This is a genomic window from Salipiger mucosus DSM 16094 (genome assembly GCF_000442255.1).
Lineage (GTDB): Bacteria > Pseudomonadota > Alphaproteobacteria > Rhodobacterales > Rhodobacteraceae > Salipiger > Salipiger mucosus.
Genome location: NZ_KE557287.1, coordinates 52,403 through 72,020, shown reverse-complemented (window position 1 = coordinate 72,020; position 19,618 = coordinate 52,403). Strand labels below are relative to the sequence as shown.

At 67.5% G+C, this 19,618-nt stretch carries 17 protein-coding genes; 4 read left to right on the top strand and 13 right to left on the bottom strand.

Going from position 1 to position 19,618, the window contains the following annotated elements; genetic code table 11:
• Positions 1 to 61: 61 nt before the first annotated feature.
• Both SALMUC_RS28600 and SALMUC_RS29325 read right to left on the bottom strand, forming a co-directional pair.
• Entirely contained in the window at positions 62 to 364 is a 303-nt protein-coding gene (locus tag SALMUC_RS28600) for an Lrp/AsnC ligand binding domain-containing protein (RefSeq protein ID WP_020041173.1), read from the bottom strand.
• Positions 365 to 384: 20 nt separating this feature from the next.
• Complete coding sequence (locus SALMUC_RS29325) at positions 385 to 543, bottom strand: Lrp/AsnC family transcriptional regulator (protein WP_020041174.1); 159 nt, start codon at positions 541 to 543, stop codon at positions 385 to 387.
• 90 nt (positions 544 to 633) lie between these two features.
• On the opposite strand from SALMUC_RS29325, the gene SALMUC_RS25785 reads away from it, so the two are divergent.
• Positions 634 to 1,959, top strand: a complete 1,326-nt coding sequence (locus tag SALMUC_RS25785) for a cystathionine gamma-synthase family protein (protein WP_020041175.1) — start codon at positions 634 to 636, stop codon at positions 1,957 to 1,959.
• Between the two features lie 67 nt (positions 1,960 to 2,026).
• On the opposite strand, the gene SALMUC_RS25780 is transcribed toward SALMUC_RS25785, so the two are convergent.
• The 11 genes from SALMUC_RS25780 to SALMUC_RS25735 form a co-directional block, all read right to left on the bottom strand.
• Positions 2,027 to 3,079 (bottom strand): NAD/NADP octopine/nopaline dehydrogenase family protein, encoded by a 1,053-nt coding sequence (locus tag SALMUC_RS25780; protein WP_020041176.1) that lies wholly within the window; start codon positions 3,077 to 3,079, stop codon positions 2,027 to 2,029.
• Positions 3,080 to 3,139: 60 nt separating this feature from the next.
• Positions 3,140 to 4,801: a hydantoinase B/oxoprolinase family protein gene (locus tag SALMUC_RS25775; protein WP_020041177.1), complete on the bottom strand. Its 1,662-nt coding sequence runs from the start codon at positions 4,799 to 4,801 to the stop codon at positions 3,140 to 3,142.
• 8 nt (positions 4,802 to 4,809) lie between these two features.
• Positions 4,810 to 6,963, bottom strand: a complete 2,154-nt coding sequence (locus tag SALMUC_RS25770; protein WP_021121008.1) for a hydantoinase/oxoprolinase family protein — start codon at positions 6,961 to 6,963, stop codon at positions 4,810 to 4,812.
• Between the two features lie 170 nt (positions 6,964 to 7,133).
• The gene (locus SALMUC_RS25765; RefSeq protein WP_020041179.1) at positions 7,134 to 9,410 is read right to left on the bottom strand and encodes a molybdopterin-dependent oxidoreductase; all 2,277 of its coding nucleotides are present in this window, start codon (positions 9,408 to 9,410) and stop codon (positions 7,134 to 7,136) included.
• A gap of 52 nt (positions 9,411 to 9,462) precedes the next feature.
• Positions 9,463 to 10,584 carry a muconate/chloromuconate family cycloisomerase gene (locus SALMUC_RS25760; RefSeq protein WP_020041180.1) on the bottom strand — a complete coding sequence of 374 codons (1,122 nt, stop codon included), beginning with the start codon at positions 10,582 to 10,584 and terminating at the stop codon, positions 9,463 to 9,465.
• A 26-nt stretch (positions 10,585 to 10,610) separates the two neighbouring features.
• The gene (locus SALMUC_RS25755) at positions 10,611 to 11,531 is read right to left on the bottom strand and encodes an ATP-binding cassette domain-containing protein (RefSeq protein WP_156883655.1); all 921 of its coding nucleotides are present in this window, start codon (positions 11,529 to 11,531) and stop codon (positions 10,611 to 10,613) included.
• 139 nt (positions 11,532 to 11,670) lie between these two features.
• Positions 11,671 to 11,880 (bottom strand): Oligopeptide transport ATP-binding protein OppD, encoded by a 210-nt coding sequence (locus tag SALMUC_RS30750; protein WP_021121005.1) that lies wholly within the window; start codon positions 11,878 to 11,880, stop codon positions 11,671 to 11,673.
• A gap of 50 nt (positions 11,881 to 11,930) precedes the next feature.
• On the bottom strand, positions 11,931 to 12,725 hold the full coding sequence (locus SALMUC_RS25750; RefSeq protein WP_021121004.1) for an ABC transporter ATP-binding protein: 795 nt from the start codon (positions 12,723 to 12,725) through the stop codon (positions 11,931 to 11,933).
• Between the two features lie 34 nt (positions 12,726 to 12,759).
• Positions 12,760 to 13,605 (bottom strand): ABC transporter permease, encoded by an 846-nt coding sequence (locus SALMUC_RS25745; protein ID WP_020041182.1) that lies wholly within the window; start codon positions 13,603 to 13,605, stop codon positions 12,760 to 12,762.
• A gap of 4 nt (positions 13,606 to 13,609) precedes the next feature.
• Positions 13,610 to 14,536 carry an ABC transporter permease gene (locus tag SALMUC_RS25740; protein WP_037372948.1) on the bottom strand — a complete coding sequence of 309 codons (927 nt, stop codon included), beginning with the start codon at positions 14,534 to 14,536 and terminating at the stop codon, positions 13,610 to 13,612.
• A 7-nt stretch (positions 14,537 to 14,543) separates the two neighbouring features.
• On the bottom strand, positions 14,544 to 16,079 hold the full coding sequence (locus SALMUC_RS25735; RefSeq protein ID WP_051156034.1) for an ABC transporter substrate-binding protein: 1,536 nt from the start codon (positions 16,077 to 16,079) through the stop codon (positions 14,544 to 14,546).
• A 205-nt stretch (positions 16,080 to 16,284) separates the two neighbouring features.
• Here SALMUC_RS25735 and SALMUC_RS28595 point away from each other — a divergent pair, with 205 nt between their 5' ends.
• The 3 genes from SALMUC_RS28595 (at position 16,285) to SALMUC_RS25720 (ending at position 19,615) form a co-directional block, all read left to right on the top strand.
• The gene (locus tag SALMUC_RS28595; protein ID WP_020041185.1) at positions 16,285 to 16,932 is read left to right on the top strand and encodes a GntR family transcriptional regulator; all 648 of its coding nucleotides are present in this window, start codon (positions 16,285 to 16,287) and stop codon (positions 16,930 to 16,932) included.
• 389 nt (positions 16,933 to 17,321) lie between these two features.
• The gene (locus tag SALMUC_RS25725; protein ID WP_020041186.1) at positions 17,322 to 18,515 is read left to right on the top strand and encodes a CaiB/BaiF CoA transferase family protein; all 1,194 of its coding nucleotides are present in this window, start codon (positions 17,322 to 17,324) and stop codon (positions 18,513 to 18,515) included.
• Positions 18,512 to 19,615 carry an extracellular solute-binding protein gene (locus SALMUC_RS25720; protein WP_020041187.1) on the top strand — a complete coding sequence of 368 codons (1,104 nt, stop codon included), beginning with the start codon at positions 18,512 to 18,514 and terminating at the stop codon, positions 19,613 to 19,615. Before SALMUC_RS25725 ends, SALMUC_RS25720 begins: the two co-directional genes overlap by 4 nt.
• Positions 19,616 to 19,618 lie beyond the last annotated feature (3 nt).

The window sequence follows — 19,618 nt, the reverse complement described above, 5'->3', positions numbered from 1 at the left end:
CCGCGGGCCCTGAGCGACAGCGCTGAAGCGGCGGCGCGGGCAATCCCGGGGACGGGCCTCTTCACCCGAGGATGCTCTGGAATGGCGTCTCGGATTGCCGCTTGATCTCGCTGATCACCACGCTGCTTTCGATGCCGAAGACGCCCGGCAGGTCGGCCAAAACGTTGCGCAGGAACTCGTTGTAGGTAGTCATGTCCCGGGTGCGGACCTCGAGTAGGTAGTCGAACTGCCCGGTCAGCAGGTTGCATCTCGAGATTTCGGCACGGTTCTTCACGCAGGCCTCGATTTGCGAGATCGTGTCGCGGTCGCGGGTCCGCAGCTTGACGTAGACGTAGATGAGCTGACCGAAGCCGCATTTCTCCATGTCGATGTCTATGGTATAATTCAGATTAGGCCGTCGTCCTCGAGCTGCCTGAGCCGGCGCCGCACCGGCGTCGGGGACAGGCCGACGAGTTCGGACAGGCGATCGACGCTGATCCGCCCCTCTCGCATCAGGCATTGGAGGATTTCACGGTCTTTCCAGTCCAGTTTCGATGAAGTCATCTAAAAACTCCCTTGGCGGCGAGAACTTTGGCCGGACTTCGCTATCGCCGTCGCGCGAGGGTCTGCGGGACCAAACGCAGAGGCCATGACATGACGACGAAAGATTTCAGACGGAAAACGCTGGACGGGGTGGCGCTGCATCCCTCGACACAGATGACGGCCTACGGGTTCGACCCGTCGCTGTCGGAGGGCACGGTCAAGCCGCCGGTCTTCCTCACCTCGACCTTCGCCTTCGACTCCGCCGAACAGGGCGCGGAGTTCTTCGACGTGGTCGCCGGGCGCAAGCCCGCGCCCGAGGGCATGGGCGCCGGCGGGCTTGTCTACTCGCGGTTCAACCATCCCAACACCGAGATCGTCGAGGACCGGCTCGCGATCTGTGACGGGGCCGAGACGGCGCTGCTCACCTCGTCCGGCATGGCCGCGATCAGCGCCGTGGCGCTGAGCTACCTGCGGCCCGGCGACGCCTTCGTGCACTACTCGCCGCTCTACGGCGGGACGGAAACGCTCTTCACCAAGGTGTTCCCGCAATGGGGGCTGAAGCCCGTTCCCTTTACCGACGGCCTGGGCGAGGACGCCCTGACCGAGGCCTTGAAGGAGGCTGCGGGCCGCGGCCCGGTGAAGATGATCTACCTTGAAACCCCGGCCAACCCGACCAACGCGATGATCGACATCGGGATGGTGCGCCGCGTGGCGGATGCCTGTAGCGGCACCTCGGACGAGCGCCCGATCATCGTCTGCGACAACACGATGCTGGGGCCGGTCTTCCAGCGGCCCATCGAGCTGGGCGCGGACATCTGCATCTATTCGCTGACCAAGTACGTCGGCGGTCATTCCGACCTTGTCGCGGGCGGGATCACCGGCTCGGCCGAGCACCTGAAGCCGATCCGCCAGACCCGGAGCGCCTATGGCTTCCACCTCGATCCGCATTCGAGCTGGATGCTGTCGCGGTCGATGGAAACGCTGACCCTGCGGATGGAACGCGCCGCCGCGTCGGGGGGCCAGGTGGCCCGCTGGCTTGCCGGAAACGGCCTGATCGACTGCGAGGTCCTGCATCCGGAGCTTGCCACGGACGAGGCGACGGCGGCACTTTATGCCCGTCAGTGCACCGGCCCGGGATCGACCTTTTCCTTCGTCATCGACGGTGGCCGCGCGCTTGCCTTCCGCATCGTCAACAACCTGACGATCTTCAAGCTGGCCGTGTCGCTGGGCGGGACGGAATCGCTGGTCTGCCACCCTGCCTCGACCACGCATTCCGGCATCCCCGCCGAGGTGCGCGAGGCGGTCGGCGTCGGCGACGGGCTGCTGCGTCTCTCGGTCGGACTGGAACATCCCGACGACCTGATCCGCGATCTCGAGCAGGCCTTCCGCCGCGCCATCGGCCAGGCGCATCGCCCCGAGGCGACCGCGGCCGAGTGAGTCGCGCCGTCTCCGGGGCCGCAGCGCGGCCCCGGGGGCACCCGTGGCCGTGCTGCGGGCGCCCGACTTACACGGACGCGGCCGTGCCGGAGAGAAGCAGGTCCACGTCATCGCCAACCGCGCCAAGCATGTCATTCTCGGGCAAGGAGCCCTCCGGGAACAGGATCGAGAAGAGCGACACGAGGGACTCGTGCGCCGTCAGATCGACGCCCTTTCGCGCCCCGAGAGCGATCATGGGAAGGATGCCGAAGGGGATGTCCTCGGTGATGTAGCGCGATTGCAGCGACGCCGGGCCGTTGGGCCCGCCCCGCGTGCGCACGATCTCGGCCGCCATGTCGGCGACGGTGCCGGGCGACGTGCCGAAGGACATGTGAAGATGATCCGCGAGGCTCGTGCAGGTGATGCCGTAGGCGGCCGCGACGGCGCAACGTTCCTCGTCCACGCGCTCGATCAGCCTGCAGACGGTGGGCGTCATCATGCCGTAGTTGCTCCAGACCTCGCCGGTCTCGAGCCGGGTCAGGTTGCACAGGGCCATCGGCACATGCGCGACCGCGTTCATGTTGCCGAAGACGACCTCGCCGAAAGGCACGTTCATGTAGGTCTTGCCGGCGATCTCGTCGAAAATGCCGTTCATCTCGTCGCCCGAGAGGCCGGGCAGCGTGGCGAAGCGCAGGCTCTGGCGGATCGAGGAGACCGCGACCGTCCGCGCGTCGCGGCGGCGGCCGGTCACCATCGTTCCCGAAATGCAGCAGGCCCGCGCCGCGTTCTCGCCGCGCTCGGCGAGCCGCCGGTTCAGGTAGATCCCGGTCATCGGGTAGTGGCCGCTGACCAGAAGGATCTGCTCGGGGCCCAGGTGGTCGACGACCCGGTCGATCAGCGCCTTGTGATGGTTGGCCGGCAGGCAGAGCATCACGAGCCGCGCCTCGCCGATCGCGGCCGCGACCGAGCCGGAGAAGGTCACCGCGCCCTGCCAGTCGATGGCGCCGGTCGCGGTCAGAGCGACCGTTTCCGGCGTCTCCGGGGCGGATCGGACGTAGAGCGAGACCTCGTGCCCCTTTTCCCGGAACTGGGCCGCCTGGCCGAGGGCGATGGAGCCGGAGCCGATGATGGCGATCTTCATGGCCTTGCCTTTCGGGTCATGCAGGGCCGCTCGCGGCCCCGGCGCACTGCGCAAGTCACCTCAGACATCGAGACCATAGACGGTTCGCGCCGCCTCGAGCGAGATGCGGCCCTCCTTGAGGTCGCGCCGGACAAGGTCGCGGTCCCGCTTCTTTGGATCGCCGTAGCCGCCGCCCGAGGCCGCGACCATGGCGACCGACTGGCCGTCGCTCAGGGTTCCCCGGCGCTGCTGCAACGGTGCGACGCCTTCGCCCAGCTCGACGTTGGTGGTGCGGCCGTCCTGGCCGCCGAAGAGGCCCCAGGGCGCGTTCCGCGTCAGAGTGCCGCCGACGTTGATGGTCGCCTCGTCGCCGACAAGACGCACCTGCCGCCGGATCGTCATCCCGCCGCGCCATTGGCCCGCGCCGCCGGAATCGGTCACCAGCTCGTAGCGTTCGACCATCACCGGGTGCTCGTATTCCAGCGCCTCGATCGGGATGTTGCCGGTGTTGGTGGTATGAACCTGCACGCCGTCGAGGCCGTCCTTGGTCGCCCGGGCGCCCATGCTGCCGCCGCACATCTCGTTGTAGACGAAGAATTTCCCGGTGCGCGGATGGGTCCCGCTGAAGGTCATGAGGCCACCGCCCGAGGAGGCGCTGCAGATCCGCTCGGGGATCGCGGGGGCAAGCGCGGCGAGGATCATGTCCACCAGCCGCTGCCCGATATCGGTGCGGGTGTAGACGGCACCGGGCGACTCGGAGTTGAAGACCGTCCCCTTCTCGGCGTCCACGTGGATCGCCCGGTGGAACCCGGCGTTGGGCGGGATGTCAGGATCCACCAGCGCCTTGACCGCGAAGTAGACGGTGGCCAGCGTCGCCGTGTAGACCATGTTGACCCCGGCCCTGACCTGTTTCGGGTTGTCCCTCAGGTCGAAGTGCATCTCGTCGTCGGTGATCGTGACCTTGACCTTGAGATGCAGGTCCGGCTCGTAGGACGGCGTGTCGAAGGTGCATTCGTAGGCATAGGTGCCATTGGCGATCTGCGCGATGCCGCTGCGGGTCTTGCGGTCGGCATAGTCGAGGATCTCGTCGGAGGCGGCGCTGACGACGCCCTCGCCGTATTTCTGGCACAGGGCGATGTAGCGCTGCACCCCCAGCCGGTTGGCCGCCATCTGGGCGCGGAAGTCGTTGCGCCGCTCGTGCGGCACCTGGCAGTTCAGCAGCACGAAATCGAGGATGTCCTGTTGCAGCACCCCCGCACGGTAGAGCCGGACCGGAGGGATGCGCAGACCTTCCTGGAAGATATGCGCGTGCCCGCGGTCGACGAAGTCCGAATGGTGCGCGAGGTTCGAGATCCAGGCGACAAGCTCGCCGTCGTAGAAGACCGGCTCCATGAAGACGATGTCGTTCAGGTGGGTGCCGCCGCCGGTGTATGCGTCGTTGCCGATGAAGACGTCGCCGGGCTCGACGGTGGAGAGGTCCACGTTGGTCAGCACCCAATCCGCGATGCCGAGCAGCGAGCCGAGGTGGACCGGAATGCGCTCGGCCTGCGCGATGATCTGGCCCTTGCGGTCGAAGATGACCGTGGAGCAATCCTCGCGTTCCTTGATGTTCGTCGAATAGGCGGACTTGATGATGGCCTTGGCCATCTCCTCGACGATCGAGATCAGGGCGCTGCCGATGACTTCGGTCGTCACCGGATCCGACGCGGGCTTGGGCCGGGCTGTGTCGCTTTTGAAATCCATCGACTGGCTCATGTTGTGCTTTCGATAATGAGATTGAGGTACGGATCCACCGTCGCCGCCTGGTCGGGCAGGATCAGCGTGGTCGAGTCCATCTGCTCGACGATCGCGGGGCCCGGCACGGTCTGGTCGGGGCGCAGCGTCGTCCGGTCGTAGAGCGGCACCGTCCTGAAGTCGTCGAACTCCGGGAAATAGACGTTGCGGTCCGCGACCTTCACCGGGACCTCGCCCTCCGCCGCCATCGGGTACTGCTTCAGCTCGGCCTTGGGCACATGGCCGACGGCCTCAAGCCGCAGGGTGGTGACGTGGATCGGCTCCTCGCTCGAGATGTAGCCGTAGAGCTGTTCGTGCGCGGCCTCGAAGTTCGCCCGCAGCCCGGCGACGAGGGCGTCGCGCCCGGTGGCCTCGGGCCAGTCTACGGTGATCTCGTAGCCCTGCCCGCCGTATCGCAGGTCGATCGTCCGCTTCGTGCGGCGCGAGTCCTCGGGGATCTCCTCCATCCGGCACCATTCCTCGGCCCGTGCGTCGAGCTGCTCGAACCCGGCTTCAATCTCGGCGAAGGTCTCGGTGGACAGCGCGCTGAGCCGGGTGATGCTGAGGTCGGTGCGCAGGTCGGACTGCAACAGGCCGAGCGCGCACATGACGCCCGGGTTCTTCGGCACGATCACGCGCTTGATGTCCAGTTCGGCCGCGAGGCGCGCGGCGTGAACCGGGCCGGCCCCGCCGAAGGCGAGCATCGCGTAGTCGCGCGGATCGTATCCGCGTTCGACCGAGATCACCCGGATCGCCTTGGCCATGTTGGCGATCACCACGCGAATGATGCCCTGCGCCGCCTCCATCTTGCCGATGCCGAGGCTCTCGGCCAGGCGCTCTACCGCGGCGTGCGAGGCCTGCGAGTCGATGGGCATGCGCCCGTCGAGGAAATGCTCCTGGTTCAGGATGCCGAGAACGACGTTGGCGTCGGTCACGGTGGGCTCGTCGTTGCCCAGCCCGTAGCACACCGGCCCCGGCGCCGCCCCGGCCGAGCGCGGCCCGACCTTGAGGATGCCGTTGTCCACGGCGGCGATGGAACCGCCCCCTGCCCCGACGGTGTGGATGTCGAGCATGGGAACCTTGAGCGGGTAGCCATGCACATCCGTGTGGTTCGCCAGCTTCGGCGTTCCGTTCTCGATCAGGGACACGTCGCTGGAAGTGCCCCCCATGTCGAAGGTGATGAGGTTGCCGATGCTGATCGCCCGCCCGACGGCCTGCGCCGCCATGACGCCCGCCGCAGGGCCCGAGAGCACGGTGCGCACCGGGTGCTCCTTGGCGCTTTCGCAGGAGATGACGCCGCCGTTGCTCTGGGTCAGGTGCGGCTTGACCGAAATCCCGATCTCCTCGAGGCGCGGCACCAGCCGGTCGAGGTAGGAGCGCATGATCGGACCGAGGTAGGCGTTCACCACGGTCGTCGTGAAGCGCTCGAACTCGCGGAACTCCGGCGCGGCTTCGTGCGAGGTGCTGACGAAGGCCTCGGGATATTCCTCGACGACGATGTCACGGATGCGCTTCTCGTGCTTCGGCTCGATGAAGGAGAACAGCGTGCAGACCGCGATGGCGTGCACCCCCTCGGCCTTTAGCTGGCGGGCCGCGACACGCACGCTCTCCTCGTCGAGGTCGGTCATGATGGTGCCGTCGTAGAGAATGCGCTCGGTCACCTCGAAGCGCTTGTCACGGCTCGCCAGGACGGGCGGCTTTTCCGTCTGCAGGTTGTAGAGCTCGGGACGCTTCTGGCGGCGGATCTCGATCACGTCGCGGAAGCCGGCGGTCGTGATCATGCCGGTATCCGCCCCGCGCCCGGTCAGCAGCGCGTTGGTGCCGACCGTCGTGCCGTGGCCGAAATAGATGTCGTCCCGGTCGACCTCGACGCCCTTGCCCACCTCGTCGATGGACTGGCGGATCCCGTCGACGATCCCTTCGGAGGGATCGGAGGGCGTGCTCGACACCTTCCAGACGAAGACCTCGGCCGCCTCGCGGTCGAAGACGCAGACATCCGTGAAGGTGCCGCCGGAATCGACCCCGATCCGGAACCTGGGCGTGTCGACCGAGTCGACCGGGCCATTGCTGTCGTTCGCGTTCAAATCACCGCTCCAGTTCTTCGCAACATGATGCGCAATTAATGGCGCCATTTTTGGCATCCGTCAACGCCGCAGGGATCTTTCATCTCCTGTGGCGCTGGGAGAGATCAGAAAAACAGCAGTAATTTCAGAGGGCTGTCCATGCATTCGCCACGCCGTGCGGCGCCGCGACCCAAAGGGGTCGCGACGGGCGTAAATGCTCGTTCGGTGCCGCCAGGCCTCTAGGCCCCGCCCCGCACCGGTGCCCTCCAGTCGCGTTCCGGACGCGGGCCGCGATAGGCCTCGATCTCGACAAGGCAGCTGTTGGCCGAGGGTCCGCCGGACAGCCGCGAGGTGCCCTTGTCGTGGGTGAGCGTGTTCGGGTTGCCGCCGACATCCAGCGCCTCGAAACCGCCGATGTCCTCGGGTCGGTACCAGGCGCCTGTCGCCTGGGAGACGACCTGCGGCACGAGCCCCGGGTCCAGCCGCAGCCCCGCGAGGCAGGCACCGCGATCGTTGAAGACCCGGACGATATCGCCGTCGGAGAGGCCGCGCGTTTCGGCGTCTGCGGGGTGCATCGTGACGGGCTCGAACCCGTCGATTTTCGACGACTGGCTCGCGGTCGCGAGGTCGAGCTGGCTGTGCAGCCGCGACGCGGGCTGCGGCGACAGCAGATGCAGCGGGAAACGCTGCGCCCGCGAGGCCCCCAGCCATTCGCGTGGTTCGACCCAGGCGGGATGGCCCGGAAAACCGGGATCGTCCCGCTCCGCGAGGGTCTTGGAGAAAAGCTGGATGCGCCCGCTCTCGGTCGCCAGCGCCGACCGTTCTCCGGCGCGGAAATCCGCGAAGGGGTTGCGCCCCACGGGCGGCTGCGGAACCTCCACGTAGCCCGCCTCCCAGAAGGCATCGAACTCCGGGATCGAGGGATTGGCCTCGCGGTATCCCTCGTAGAGGTGACGCACCCAGTCCATTTCGCTGCGGTCTTCCGTGAAGCCCTCGCGCAAGCCCAGCCGCCCGGCGAGGCCGGCGAATATCTCGTGGTCCGAGCGCGCCTCGGCGAAGGGCGGCGCGGCCCGGCGGCTGGCGACGATCCAGTTGTCGCGGCTCGACACCGCCAGGTCGTCGCGCTCCAGCGGCAGGGCGGCGGGCAGCACGATATCCGCGTGCCGCGCGGTGGCGGTCCAGGCCATCTCGTGCACGACCACGGTGCGCGGCTGCCAGAAGGCCCGACGCAGCCGGTTGAGGTCCTGGTGGTGGTGAAAGGGATTGCCCCCGCACCAGTAGACGAGCTCGATCCGCGGCACGTCCAGATCGCGGCCGTCGTAGTGGATGCTTTCGCTCTCGCGCAGCAGCAGGTCCGCGATCCTCGCGACGGGGATGAAGTCGGAGACCGGGTTCCTTCCCTGCGGGACGGCCGGACCCGCGAGCCGGGGGACGTTCCGCCCGATGCTGTTGACCGCCATCAGCCCGATACAGAGCCCGCCGCCGGGCAGGCCGATCTGCCCGGTGATGGCCGCCAGCGCCGCGGCGGCCCAATAGGCCATTTCCCCGTTGTCGGCGCGCTGGATCGACCATGCGATGTTGATGAGCACCCGGCCTGTCCGGAACATGGCGGCAAGCGCGCGGATCGTCTCGGAGGGCACGCCCGAGAGGCGCCCGGCCCAGTCCGCGTCCTTGACCACGCCGTCGGTTTCACCCAGCAGGTAGGCCCGGTACTCGGCGAAGCCGAAGGTGAACCCCTCGATGAAATCGCGGTCCTCGTGGCCCGCGCGGAGGATCTCGCAGGCGATGGCCAGAAGCACCGCGCAGTCGGTGTTCGGGCGGATGCCGACCCATTCGCCGTTCACGCCCTCGGGCAGGTCCATGTCCTGCGGTGCGAAAACGATGAGCTTCTTGCCCGGGCGGCCGAGCGATTGCAGCCAGGCGGGAGTCTCGTGCCGACCGCACCCGCCGGATTCCACCTCGGCGTTGCTGAGGCGCATGCCGCCGAAGGACAGGACCACGTCGGTGTTGCCCGCGATCTGGTCCCATGTCGGCGCCACGGCATAGGCGTCGGAGAAGTCCTTGCCGAAGATATGCGGCAGGATCACCGCGCCGGAGCCGAAGCTGTAGGTATGGACCGACGAGGTGAAGCCCCCGAAGAGGTTCAGGAAACGCTTGAGCTGGCTCGGCGCATGGTGAAACCGCCCGGCGCTCGCCCAGCCGTAGGAGCCGCCGAAAATGGCGCGGTTGCCGTGCTTGGCGCGGACCTCGGTCAACTCTTCGGCCAGGAGGTCGAGCGCGGTGTCCCAGTCGACCTCGACATAGTCGTCGGTGCCGCGCCCGTCCCGGTCGCGCCGCTCGAGCCAGCCCGACCGGATCGCGGGCCGGGCCACGCGCAGCGGGTGCTCCAGCATTTCGGTGAACCCCAGCCCAAGATCCGAGGGCTGCGGGTCCGGCGCGAAGGGGGCGAGACTGACCTCGCCGGCCTCCGTGTGCCGGACCTCGTAGGTTCCGAAGTGGCTTCCGAAAAGTCGCATCACGTCCATCCTGACCTCGCGCGCGCCTTGCGGGGCGCGCTGCCGGCCTGCCCTATGCGTCGTAGACCGGGGCGAGATCGCCGATCACGTCCCAGTCGGGCGTCACGCCCAGCCCGGGGCCGTCCGGCACGAGGACCTTGCCGTCGCGGTAGGTGATTTCGTCCTTGAGAATGCTCGTCGTCATCAGCAGCGGGCCCGGCAGGGCCGCACCGTATCGCATGTCCGGCGCGGCGGCGCAGGCGTGCAGGTAGGCCGACACGCCAAGCCCCGTTTCCATCATGCAGCCCATGTAGCATTGCAGTCCCGCCGCGGCCGCGATCTGGGCGCTCTGCAGGGTCGGAAGGATCCCTCCGGCCTTGGCCACCTTCAGCGCAAAGATGTCGGCCCCGCCGACGCGGATGATGTTCGAGACGTCCTCGGGGCTCATCGCCGCCTCGTCGGCCATGATCGGCAGGATCCCCATCGCCCGCAGGCGGGTCATCCCGGCAAGGTTGTCGCGGGGCACCGGCTGTTCGAGAAGGTAGATGCCCATGTCCCGCAGCGCGGGCATCATGCGCATGCAGGTCATCTCGTCCCAGCCCTGGTTGGCGTCGGGTCGCAGCTGGAACCGGTCGCCGAGCGCGTCGCTCAGGATCTTGAGGCGCGCGAGGTCCTCCTCGGGCGGCTTGTGGCCCGTCTTGACCTTGAAGATCCCGATGCCGTGGGTCTCGTGGATGTCGATGGCCTCGTCGACCTCCTTCTGCGGATCGCCGTCCGCGAGCGACCAGATCATGTCGACGCTGTCACGCCGCGCGCCGCCCAGAAGGCGGTTCACCGGGACCCCTGCCGCCTTGCCGGCAATGTCGAAGCAGGCCATCTCGACCGCGGCGCGGGCGAATGGATTGCCGTTCACCGCCCGGCGCATGACGTCACCGACCAGCGCCGGCGACCGCGGGTCCATGCCGGTGATCGCGGGGGCGAGGTAATGCGTGCAGATCGCCTCGATCGACGCGGTGCTCTCGTAGCTCCAGAACGGACCGCCAAGCACGTTGGCCTCGCCGTAGCCGTCGATCCCAGCATCGGTGTGCAGGGTCACGATGGTCGAGCTGGCATAGGACTGCGGCCCGAAGCTCAGCGTGTGGTTCCGCCGGTATGGCACTCTCACGGAGCGGACCGTGATCGCTTCAATCTTCATTCGTGGCTCCTGCTGTTCTGCGGGCGTCAGACCCGGGCGAAGTGATCCCCGTCGATCCGGCGAAGCGGTTGTTCGTCGGAGACCTCGAGGTCCTGCAGCCCGTCGATGTTGAACCGGGCCAGCCGTTCCCTTTCGAGTTTCGGGTCCGCAATCGGGCTCGAGTCGATCAGGAGCCGCGTGTAGGCATGCTGCGGATTGGCGAAGATCTTCTGCGTCTCGCCGGTCTCGACCACGACCCCGCGGTAGAGCACGGCCATCCTGTCGCACATGTGCCGGACGATCCGCAGGTCGTGCGAGATGAACAGGTAGGTCAGGTCCAGCTCTCGCTTGAGGTCGATGAGCAGGTTCAGCACCTGCGCCTGGATCGAGACGTCGAGGGCCGAGATCGGCTCGTCCGCGACGATGAAGCTCGGGTTCAGGCTCAGGGCCCGGGCGATCGAGAGCCTCTGCCGCTGGCCGCCGGAAAACTCGTGCGGGAACCGTTGCGCCGCCGAGGGGGCCAGCCCCACCTTCTGCAGCAGCCCGTGGACATGATCCGTGAGCTCGGCCCGGCTCTTGAACAGGCCGTGGATGCGCGCGGGCTCGGCGATGTAGTTGAAGACCTTCATCCGCGGATTGATCGAGGATTGCGGGTCCTGGAAGATCGGCTGCATATCCCGGCGCACCGAGAACGCGGCCTTGTCGCCGAGGTTGGTGATGTTGCGGCCGTTGAAGAGAACGTCGCCGCTGGTCACATCGGAGAGCATGCAGATCATGCGGGCGATGGTGCTCTTGCCGCTGCCGGATTCACCGATCAGGCCGAATGTCTCGCCCCGGTGGATCCGGAAATCGACGTTGTGGACCGTGGTGATTGCCTTGCGCGACGACCAGTTGCCGGCCGCGTAACTCTTGGTGAGAGCGGAGACTTCAAGCACCGGCGTTCTGTCGAGCATCTCGGATCGGGTCATGTTCACCTTGTCGCGCGCGATTTGCGGTCGGGGAGCGGCGACCCGTCCGGGTGCGCCTTTTGTGTCGCCATGATTGGCGCCAATATTGTCCAAGTCAAGCGTTCCGCCTTTCTGGATGCATGCCGCCACGATGAAAGCCTCATCCCTGGGCCGCGATATGCGGGCGCAGGTCGTACCAGGCGGCGACCTTGTGGCCCTCCACGCTGTCGATGGCCTGCGCCAGCGTCGGACGCTCGTTGAGGCAGCGGTCGGTCGCGAAGGGGTTGCGCGGCGCGAAGGGATCGCCGGCGCCGATGGCCGTGGGGCTTGGCGGCATGCCCTCGATCTGGCTGAGCCGCGTTCCCGGCACCGTGTTGTCGCCCGGGATCGAGTTGAGCAGGCCATAGGTGTAGGCGCTTCTCAGTCGGAAAAGACGACCTCGGTCGGACCGCGCTCGACGATGTGGCCGGCGTACATGACCTGGATGGTATCGGCGATGCCAGCCACCACGCCCAGGTCATGCGTGATCCAGATGACCGACATGCCCAGTTCGTCCTTCAGCGAATTGACGATCTGCACCACCTGCGACTGGCTGGTGACGTCCAACGCGGTCGTCGGTTCGTCCGCGATGAGGATTTTCGGCTCGCAGGCCAGCGCCATGGCGATCATCACCCGCTGGCGCATGCCGCCGGACAGCTGGTGCGGAAACTGCTTCAGCCGGGTCTTCGGCTCGGTGATCCGCACCATGTTCAGCAGCTCGACGGCCCGCGCCTCGATCTGGGTCGCGGTCAGCGACAGGTGGGCCTCCATGGCCTCGGTCAGCTGGCGCCCGATGGTCAGGTAGGGGTTCAGGGAGGTCATCGGGTCCTGGAAGACGAACCCGATCCCCTTGCCGCGAACCGTGGACAGCGCGTTGCGCGACAGGCCCAGCAGGTCACGGCCCTCGAACATGACGCGGCCGCCGACGATACGGGCCGGCGGCGAGGGGATGAGGCCGACCGAGGCGAGGACGTGCACGCTCTTGCCGCTGCCGCTCTCGCCCACGATGCCCAGCGTCTCGCCCGGCTTCAGATCATAGGTGACGTCGTTCACGACCCGCGCGGGCCGGTGCGCCGGGCCGAACTCGACGGTGAGCCCGTCGATGCGCAGCGCGTAGTCCGCGTCGCCCTCTGCCGCCCTGCCCTGCTGCTCGCCGTTCTGCATCAGATGCTCCATTCAATGGTCTTCGTCCCGCCGTGCGGGTCTTGCGTTACTTCGAGCCCGGACCGCGGAACCGCGAGGTCGGGTCGACCAGGTCGCGCAGCCAGTCACCGAGCATGCTGACGCTGAACACGACGATCAGGATGGCGAAGCCCGGCAGCGTCGAGATCCACCAGGCCGAGGCGATGTAGGTGCGTCCTTCGGCCAGCATGCGGCCCCAGCTCGACGTCGGCGGCTGGACCCCCAGCCCGAGAAAGCTGAGCGAGGCCTCGAGCAGGATCACCCGCGCGAGGTCGAGCGAGGCGATGACGACGATCGAGTTCATCACGTTCGGCAGGATGTGAAACACCAGGATTCGCAGCGCCGAGGCGCCGGCGGACTTGGCCGAGAGCACGAAGTCGAACTCGCGTATCGCCAGCACCTGCCCGCGGATGACGCGGGCGAACCGGGTCCAGCCGGTGAGGGCCAGCACCGCGACGAGGTTGACGAGGCTCGGGCCGAGGGCCGCCACCACGATCAGCGCAAAGAGCATGATCGGGATCGACAGCTGCACGTCCGCGAGCCGCATGATCATCCGGTCGATCCAGCCCCCGGCGTAGCCCGCGACGAGGCCCAGCGTGACGCCCAGGAACCCGCCCAGGACGACCGAGACGACACCGACCAGCAGCACGGTCTGGGCCCCGGCGATGATGCGGCTGAAGATGTCGCGCCCCAGCAGGTCGGTGCCCAGCGGATGCTCGCCCAGGCCGGTCCAGGACCAGGTCGGCGGAGTGGTCCGGCTGAGCAGGTCCATCCCCAGCGGATCCTTCGGGACGATGACATCGGCAAAGAGCGCGACGAGAACGAAGAGCGCCATGACGCCCGCCGCAAAGATGCCCTGCACGTTCGATCGCATGGGATTAAGCCTTTCTCGTCAGTCGGATGCGGGGGTCGAGCACCCCGTAGAGCAGGTCGATCGCGAAATTGATGCCGACGAAGATCGCCGCGATGATCATCACGCTCGCCTGGACGACGGCGAAGTCCCGCGCCTCGATCGCCTGGATGGTGACACGGCCGATGCCGGGCCAGCCGAAGATCGTCTCGGCCACGACCGAGCCGCCCAGCAATTCGCCCGCGATGATGCCGAAAAGGGTCACGATCGGGATCAGCGCCCCGCGCACAACGTGCCGGACATAGACGACGCGGCTGGACAGCCCCTTCGCCCAGGCCGTGCGGACATACTCGGCGTTGATGACGTCGAGCACGCTGCCCCGCGCCAGCCGCGCAAGGCTGGCGGCCACGTAGACCGACAGGGCCGTCGCCGGAAGGATCAGGTTCTCGATGCCGCCGTAGCCGCCCGTCGGCAGCCAGCCCAGATTGACCGCGAAGACGAGGATCAGCATGACCGCGACCCAGAAGACCGGCGCCGCCTGCCCGAGAAGGGCGATGGTCATGAGTCCCGTCTCGAACAGCGTGCCGCGATAGATGGCCGCGAGGATGCCGATGCCCGCGCCCAGGATCCCGCCGACCAGCAGCGCGGCCCCGGCCAGCTGCAGCGTTGCCGGAAGGTGCTCGAGGACCACCGACATCGCCGGCCGGCCGTATTGGAACGACGCGCCGAAATCGCCCTGCAGCGCATTCGACACGAAGATCACGAATTGCTCCGCGATGGTCTTGTTGAGGCCCAGCTCTTCGCGCAGGGCCGAGATCTGCTCGGCGGAGGCCCCCATCGGCAGCATCAAGGCTGCCGGGTCACCCGACAACCTTGCTGCCACGAATACCAGCGCCGACACCCCGAAGAGTGCGACCAGGGACTCCGCCGCGCGTACGGTGATGTACCGAAGCATGCCTGCCTCAGTCCGCCGAACCGGCCACGCTCATGTCCATGGCGCGCGCCCAGTCATCCCCACGCGCCGACCATTCGATCTCGTCGCTGATGCCGTAGGTGTAGGGTTGCTGGAACAGGAACAGGATCGGCGCGCTTTCGCACATCCGCTCGGTCGCCGTCTTGTAGAGCGCGAGACGCTCGTCGGCATCGACGCTCGAATTGGCTTCCTGCAGGATGCTCGTGAACTCGGGATCGTCCTGGTAGTTCTGCGTGTTGCCATCCTCGAAGAACGCCATGACGCCGCCGGCGTCCAGCGTCGGCCATGCGAGGCCGTAGTAGGTCGCCTGGCTCATGCCGTCGTTGTAGAGCTTGTCCAGCCAGCGGCTCCACTCGGTTTCGGTGATCTGGACGTTCACGCCGATCTCGGTGAGCTGGGCCGCCACGATCTGGCCGATCTCGGAGCCCTGCAGGTAGCGCCCGATCGGCACGTCGAGCTCGAGGTCGAACCCGTCGGGATAGCCCGCCTCGACCATCAGGCTGCGCGCCTGCTCCGGGTCGTAGGGATGGGCCTCGAGGTCGGGGTTGTAGCCGAAGTAGTCCTCGGAAAGCGGCTGGCACCGGGCGACCTCGCCGTAGCCGTCCCAGAGGCTGTCGATGATCAGGTTCTTGTCGACCGCGTAGTTCATCGCGCGGCGCAGCATCGCGTTGCCCTGGAAGGGCTCGACCTTGCTGTTGAACCGCAGGAACATCGTGCGCGTGCTCGCCACCGCGTCACCCGAGGTTCCCTCGTTCTGGTTGGTGCGCTCGATCTCGGAGGTCGGGATGGAGGTCACGAAGTCCACCTCGCCCGCCAGCAGTGCCGAGATGCGGGTCGATTCCTCGGGGATGAAGCGGAAGGTCACCTCCTCGAACTCGGGCGCGGTGCCCCAGTAGTCCTCCTTGGCGGACAGGGTGATGAAATTCCCTTCCTGGAACTCGACCAGGTCATAGGGGCCGGTGCCCAAGGCCATGCGGTTGGTGTCGTTTTCCGCCGACCATTCCGGGGGCAGCAGGAAGAACATCGACAGCTGGTCGGGCAGCGCAGGATAGGGCGCGGAGGTGACGATATCGACGGTGGTCTTGTCGATCACGTTGACCTCGTCCACCAGCTCGAACCAGGGCTTGATCCGGGCGCTGGTCTCGTCGGCCAGCACCCGTTCGATGTTCCACTTGACCGCCTCGGCGTCCAGTGCCTCGCCGTTGGGGAAGGTGACGCCGGGATGCAGCTGGAAGCGCCAGGTGGTGTCGGCGGTGGCGGTCCACTCCTCGGCCGCGTCGGGGGCGAGCTCGAGGTCCGGGCCGCGCGTGACAAGCGCGCTGTAGAGGTGGCTCGCGATGTTGAGGTCGGTGAACACGGTCGCCGACATGTGCGGGTCGAGCGTCACGACGGTTCCGGGCAGCCCGACGGTGAGGTCCCTGGCACTCGCCGCGCTCGCGGTGAGGGTGAGAGCCGTGGAAACGAGCAGGCCGAACATCGCCTTGCCGGCCGTGGCTTTCATCGTCTTCATAGTGTGCATTTTCATGCGCCTCTCCTGCTTGCCATTTATGTCGCCTTTGATGGCGCCATTTTTGCAAGCTCATTTCGCGCCATCGTTGACATCACGTCAAGGCCCACGTTAGGAATCTCGAAACAAAAGCACGCGCCGCCTCAGGATGAGGCATTCCGCGAGGATGAGCACAGTGTCGAACACACGCCCGAAAAAGGGTAGTCGGGCAGGTCAGAACCAGATGCTGGTCGCCCAGATCGAACGGGACATCAGCTCCGGCGAGCTCCATCCCGGTGGCTGGCTGAAGCAGAACGAACTTCAGGAAAAATACAATACCACCCGGCTGGCGATCCGTCAGGCGCTCGATCACCTCACGGTGTCCGGCAGCATCGTGCACCGGCCGAACCGGGGCTATCAGGTGCAGGTCTACGACGAGAAGCGGATCCGCGATATCTCCTTGGTCCGGGCCGCGCTGGAAGTCGCGACGCTGGACGACATCATCAGGAACATCACCGATGAGTCGATGGAGCGCCTCAAGGTCCTGGCCGAGGAGTTCCGCGTCGCCACGGTGCAGGGGACCGCGAGCGACCGCATCGAGGCGAATTCCCGCTATCACGCCGAGCTGATGTCGAACTGCGACAATACCGAGCTCGTCGAGCTTGCCTTGTCATACCGTTCGAAGCTGCCGACCTCGGTGCAGGAAAAGAAGAACACGCCGCTGCTCATGGCCAAGAGCGCCGACGAGCATTTCAAGCTGATCGACTCCCTGAAGGCGCGGAACCTCGACGAGGCCAAGCGTCTTCTGTGGGTCCACATCATGGGCTTCTATACCGACGGGGACGAAGCGTCCTCGGAGCAGGCGAAGCCGAAGAGCGCCGGCCCCGGCTAGGACCGACGGCGGGCGCAACCGCGCGCGGCCTCCGGACAAGGGCTCAAGCGCCACGCTCAAAAGCATTGACCGGGGCGCGCAGGCCGCGAGGGCAGCTGTCCCGCGCGAATTGGTGCATCGCTGACGGCGGCGGGCGGCCCGCCCGCATCCGTTTCGATCCGCACCGTCTTGCTCCTCCGTCCTTTCAGTGCTCGGTCCCGACCCGAGCCCACGAGGCCGCCGGTGCCCGGTTGCCGCTGTGATCCTCGATCAGGAGACCCGCGAGTCCTGCCTTGGCCGGGGGCAGGCAACCCGGTCCTTCCCTGACGATCTTGAGCATGGGGCTTGACGACAGGCAGGCAAACAGATCATTCATATGTAAGAAGGCCATTCACAGAAGAATACACCATATGACCAGACCAGCCGACGCCGCAGCCCAAACGCCACCGGACGCGACGCCGCCCGAGCGACCGCTCGAGGGACTGCTGGTGCTCGACCTCAGCCAGTTCCTGTCGGGCCCCTACTGCTCGCTCCGGCTGGCCGATCTGGGGGCGCGGGTCATCAAGGTGGAGCGCGCCGGCGCCGGCGACCTGTCCCGGCAGCTCTACCTGTCGGACACCGAGCTGGGTGGCGATTCCACGATTTTCCACGCCATCAACCGCGGCAAGGAGAGCCTCGCGCTCGACCTCAAGGACCCCGAGGACCTCGCGGCCCTGCACCGGCTCGTGGCGCAGGCCGACGTGATGATCCAGAACTTCCGCCCCGGCGTCGCCGAGCGCATCGGCATCGGCTGGGAGGAGATGCACGCGCTGAACCCGGGGCTCGTCTACGGCTCGATCTCGGGCTACGGCGATGACGGCCCCTGGGTGAAGCTGCCGGGCCAGGACCTGCTGGCGCAGGCCCGCTCGGGGCTGATGTGGCTGACCGGCGACGCGCCGCAGGGGCCGGTGCCCATGGGCCTTGCCGTGGGCGACATGTTCGCGGGCGTGGCCCTCAGCCAGGGCATCCTCGCCGCGCTGGTGCGGCGCGGCATCGACGGCATCGGGCGGCACGTGCAGACCAGCCTGCTCGAGGCGCTCGTCGACCTGCAGTTCGAGGTCCTGACCACCTGGCTCAACGACGGCCGCCGCCTGCCGCAGCGCTCGCAGGCGAATGGCGCCCACGCCTATCTCGGGGCGCCCTATGGCGTCTACGCGGCCAGCGACGGCTACCTCGCGCTGGCGATGACCCCGCTCGACAAGCTGGCAGCGCTCATGGACCTGCCCGAGCTGGCCGGCCGCGATCCCGGCGACGCCTTCCGCGACCGCGACGGGATCAAGGCCCGGCTGGCCGAGCGCGTCGCCGAACGCAGCGTCGAGGACTGGCTCGCCATCCTGCAACCCGCCGACATCTGGTGCTCGGAGGTGCTGAACTGGTCCGAGCTGGTCGACACCGAGGCCTTCCAGCGGCTCGACCTGCTGCAGACCGTCTGTCGTGGCGACGGCGTGCGCATCGACACCACGCGCGCGCCGCTGACCATCGACGGACGGCGGCCCGCCACGCCCCGCGCGGCGCCGCGCGTGGGTGAACACAGCGCCGCCATTCGCAAGGAGTTCGAGCTATGATCACCCTCAAGGGCATGACCTGGGACCACCCGCGCGGCTACGACCCGCTTGCCGCCCTGTCCCGCGACTGGGAGGCCGAGCACGGCGTCTCTATCACATGGGACCGCCGCTCGCTGCAGGATTTCGAGAGCTACCCGGTGCTCGAACTGGCGAAGTCCTACGATCTCATCATCATCGACCACCCGCACGTCGGCCAGATCACCGGCGAGGCCTGCCTGCATCCCCTGCCCGAGGCGCCCGAGATCGCGCAGGGCTCGCTCGGCCGCTCCTTCGAGAGCTACACCTGGGACGGCAAGCAATGGGCCTGGCCGGTCGATGCGGCGGCACAGGTGCAGGCCTCGCGGCCCGACCTGGTTGCGCCGGCGAAGGACTGGCTGGGGGTCATGCGCCTGGCCCGCGAGGGGAAGGTCATGATCCCGCTGCGCCCGCCGCACGTGCTGATGAGCTTCTACACGCTCTGCGCCAACCTCGGGCATCCCTGCCGCGTCGGACCAGAGGGGCCCTTCGTCGACCGCGACGGCGGGCGTCCCGCCCTCGAGATGCTGCAGGCGCTGGCGCAGCAGGTGGACCCGGCCTGCTTCGGCATGGACCCGATCGCCGTGCTCGAGGCCATGGCCGACACAGACGACATCGCCTGTTCGCCGCTGATCTACGGCTACATCAGCTATTCGCTGCCCGATACCGCGCGCCGGCGGGTGACCTTCCACGACATCCCCGAGGCCGCGCCGGGCGCGGGGCCGCGCGGCAGCGCGCTTGGCGGAACGGGGCTCGCGGTCTCGGCCTTCTCGAAGCACCCCGACGAGGCCGCCGCCTTTGCCCGGCACGCCGCCGGCCCCGAGGTGCAGGCCGGGCCCTGGGCCGAGGCGGGCGGCCAGGCCGGGCACCGCACCGCCTGGACCACGCCGAAGACCGACGCGGCGGCCGGCCACTTCTATTCCGGCACGCTGGCGACGCTCGACGCGGCGTGGATGCGGCCGCGCCACGACGGCTACATGCCCTTCCAGCAGGAGGCCTCCGAGCGTCTCAACGCCGCGCTGAAGGACGGCGGGTTCGAGGCCGCGATGGACGACCTCGACCGCATGTTCGCGGCGACCTTCTGAGGC

What these genes read in the sequence shown, in the direction of transcription:
- SALMUC_RS28600 (WP_020041173.1), bottom strand. Translation starts at nt 364, where the DNA reads ATGGAGAAATGCGGCTTCGGTCAGCTCATCTACGTCTACGTCAAGCTG.
- SALMUC_RS29325 (WP_020041174.1), bottom strand. Translation starts at nt 543, where the DNA reads ATGACTTCATCGAAACTGGACTGGAAAGACCGTGAAATCCTCCAATGC.
- SALMUC_RS25785 (WP_020041175.1), top strand. Translation starts at nt 634, where the DNA reads ATGACGACGAAAGATTTCAGACGGAAAACGCTGGACGGGGTGGCGCTG.
- SALMUC_RS25780 (WP_020041176.1), bottom strand. Translation starts at nt 3,079, where the DNA reads ATGAAGATCGCCATCATCGGCTCCGGCTCCATCGCCCTCGGCCAGGCG.
- SALMUC_RS25775 (WP_020041177.1), bottom strand. Translation starts at nt 4,801, where the DNA reads ATGGATTTCAAAAGCGACACAGCCCGGCCCAAGCCCGCGTCGGATCCG.
- SALMUC_RS25770 (WP_021121008.1), bottom strand. Translation starts at nt 6,963, where the DNA reads ATGGCGCCATTAATTGCGCATCATGTTGCGAAGAACTGGAGCGGTGAT.
- SALMUC_RS25765 (WP_020041179.1), bottom strand. Translation starts at nt 9,410, where the DNA reads ATGCGACTTTTCGGAAGCCACTTCGGAACCTACGAGGTCCGGCACACG.
- SALMUC_RS25760 (WP_020041180.1), bottom strand. Translation starts at nt 10,584, where the DNA reads ATGAAGATTGAAGCGATCACGGTCCGCTCCGTGAGAGTGCCATACCGG.
- SALMUC_RS25755 (WP_156883655.1), bottom strand. Translation starts at nt 11,531, where the DNA reads ATGACCCGATCCGAGATGCTCGACAGAACGCCGGTGCTTGAAGTCTCC.
- SALMUC_RS25750 (WP_021121004.1), bottom strand. Translation starts at nt 12,725, where the DNA reads ATGGAGCATCTGATGCAGAACGGCGAGCAGCAGGGCAGGGCGGCAGAG.
- SALMUC_RS25745 (WP_020041182.1), bottom strand. Translation starts at nt 13,605, where the DNA reads ATGCGATCGAACGTGCAGGGCATCTTTGCGGCGGGCGTCATGGCGCTC.
- SALMUC_RS25740 (WP_037372948.1), bottom strand. Translation starts at nt 14,536, where the DNA reads ATGCTTCGGTACATCACCGTACGCGCGGCGGAGTCCCTGGTCGCACTC.
- SALMUC_RS25735 (WP_051156034.1), bottom strand. Translation starts at nt 16,079, where the DNA reads ATGAAAATGCACACTATGAAGACGATGAAAGCCACGGCCGGCAAGGCG.
- SALMUC_RS28595 (WP_020041185.1), top strand. Translation starts at nt 16,285, where the DNA reads ATGCTGGTCGCCCAGATCGAACGGGACATCAGCTCCGGCGAGCTCCAT.
- SALMUC_RS25725 (WP_020041186.1), top strand. Translation starts at nt 17,322, where the DNA reads ATGACCAGACCAGCCGACGCCGCAGCCCAAACGCCACCGGACGCGACG.
- SALMUC_RS25720 (WP_020041187.1), top strand. Translation starts at nt 18,512, where the DNA reads ATGATCACCCTCAAGGGCATGACCTGGGACCACCCGCGCGGCTACGAC.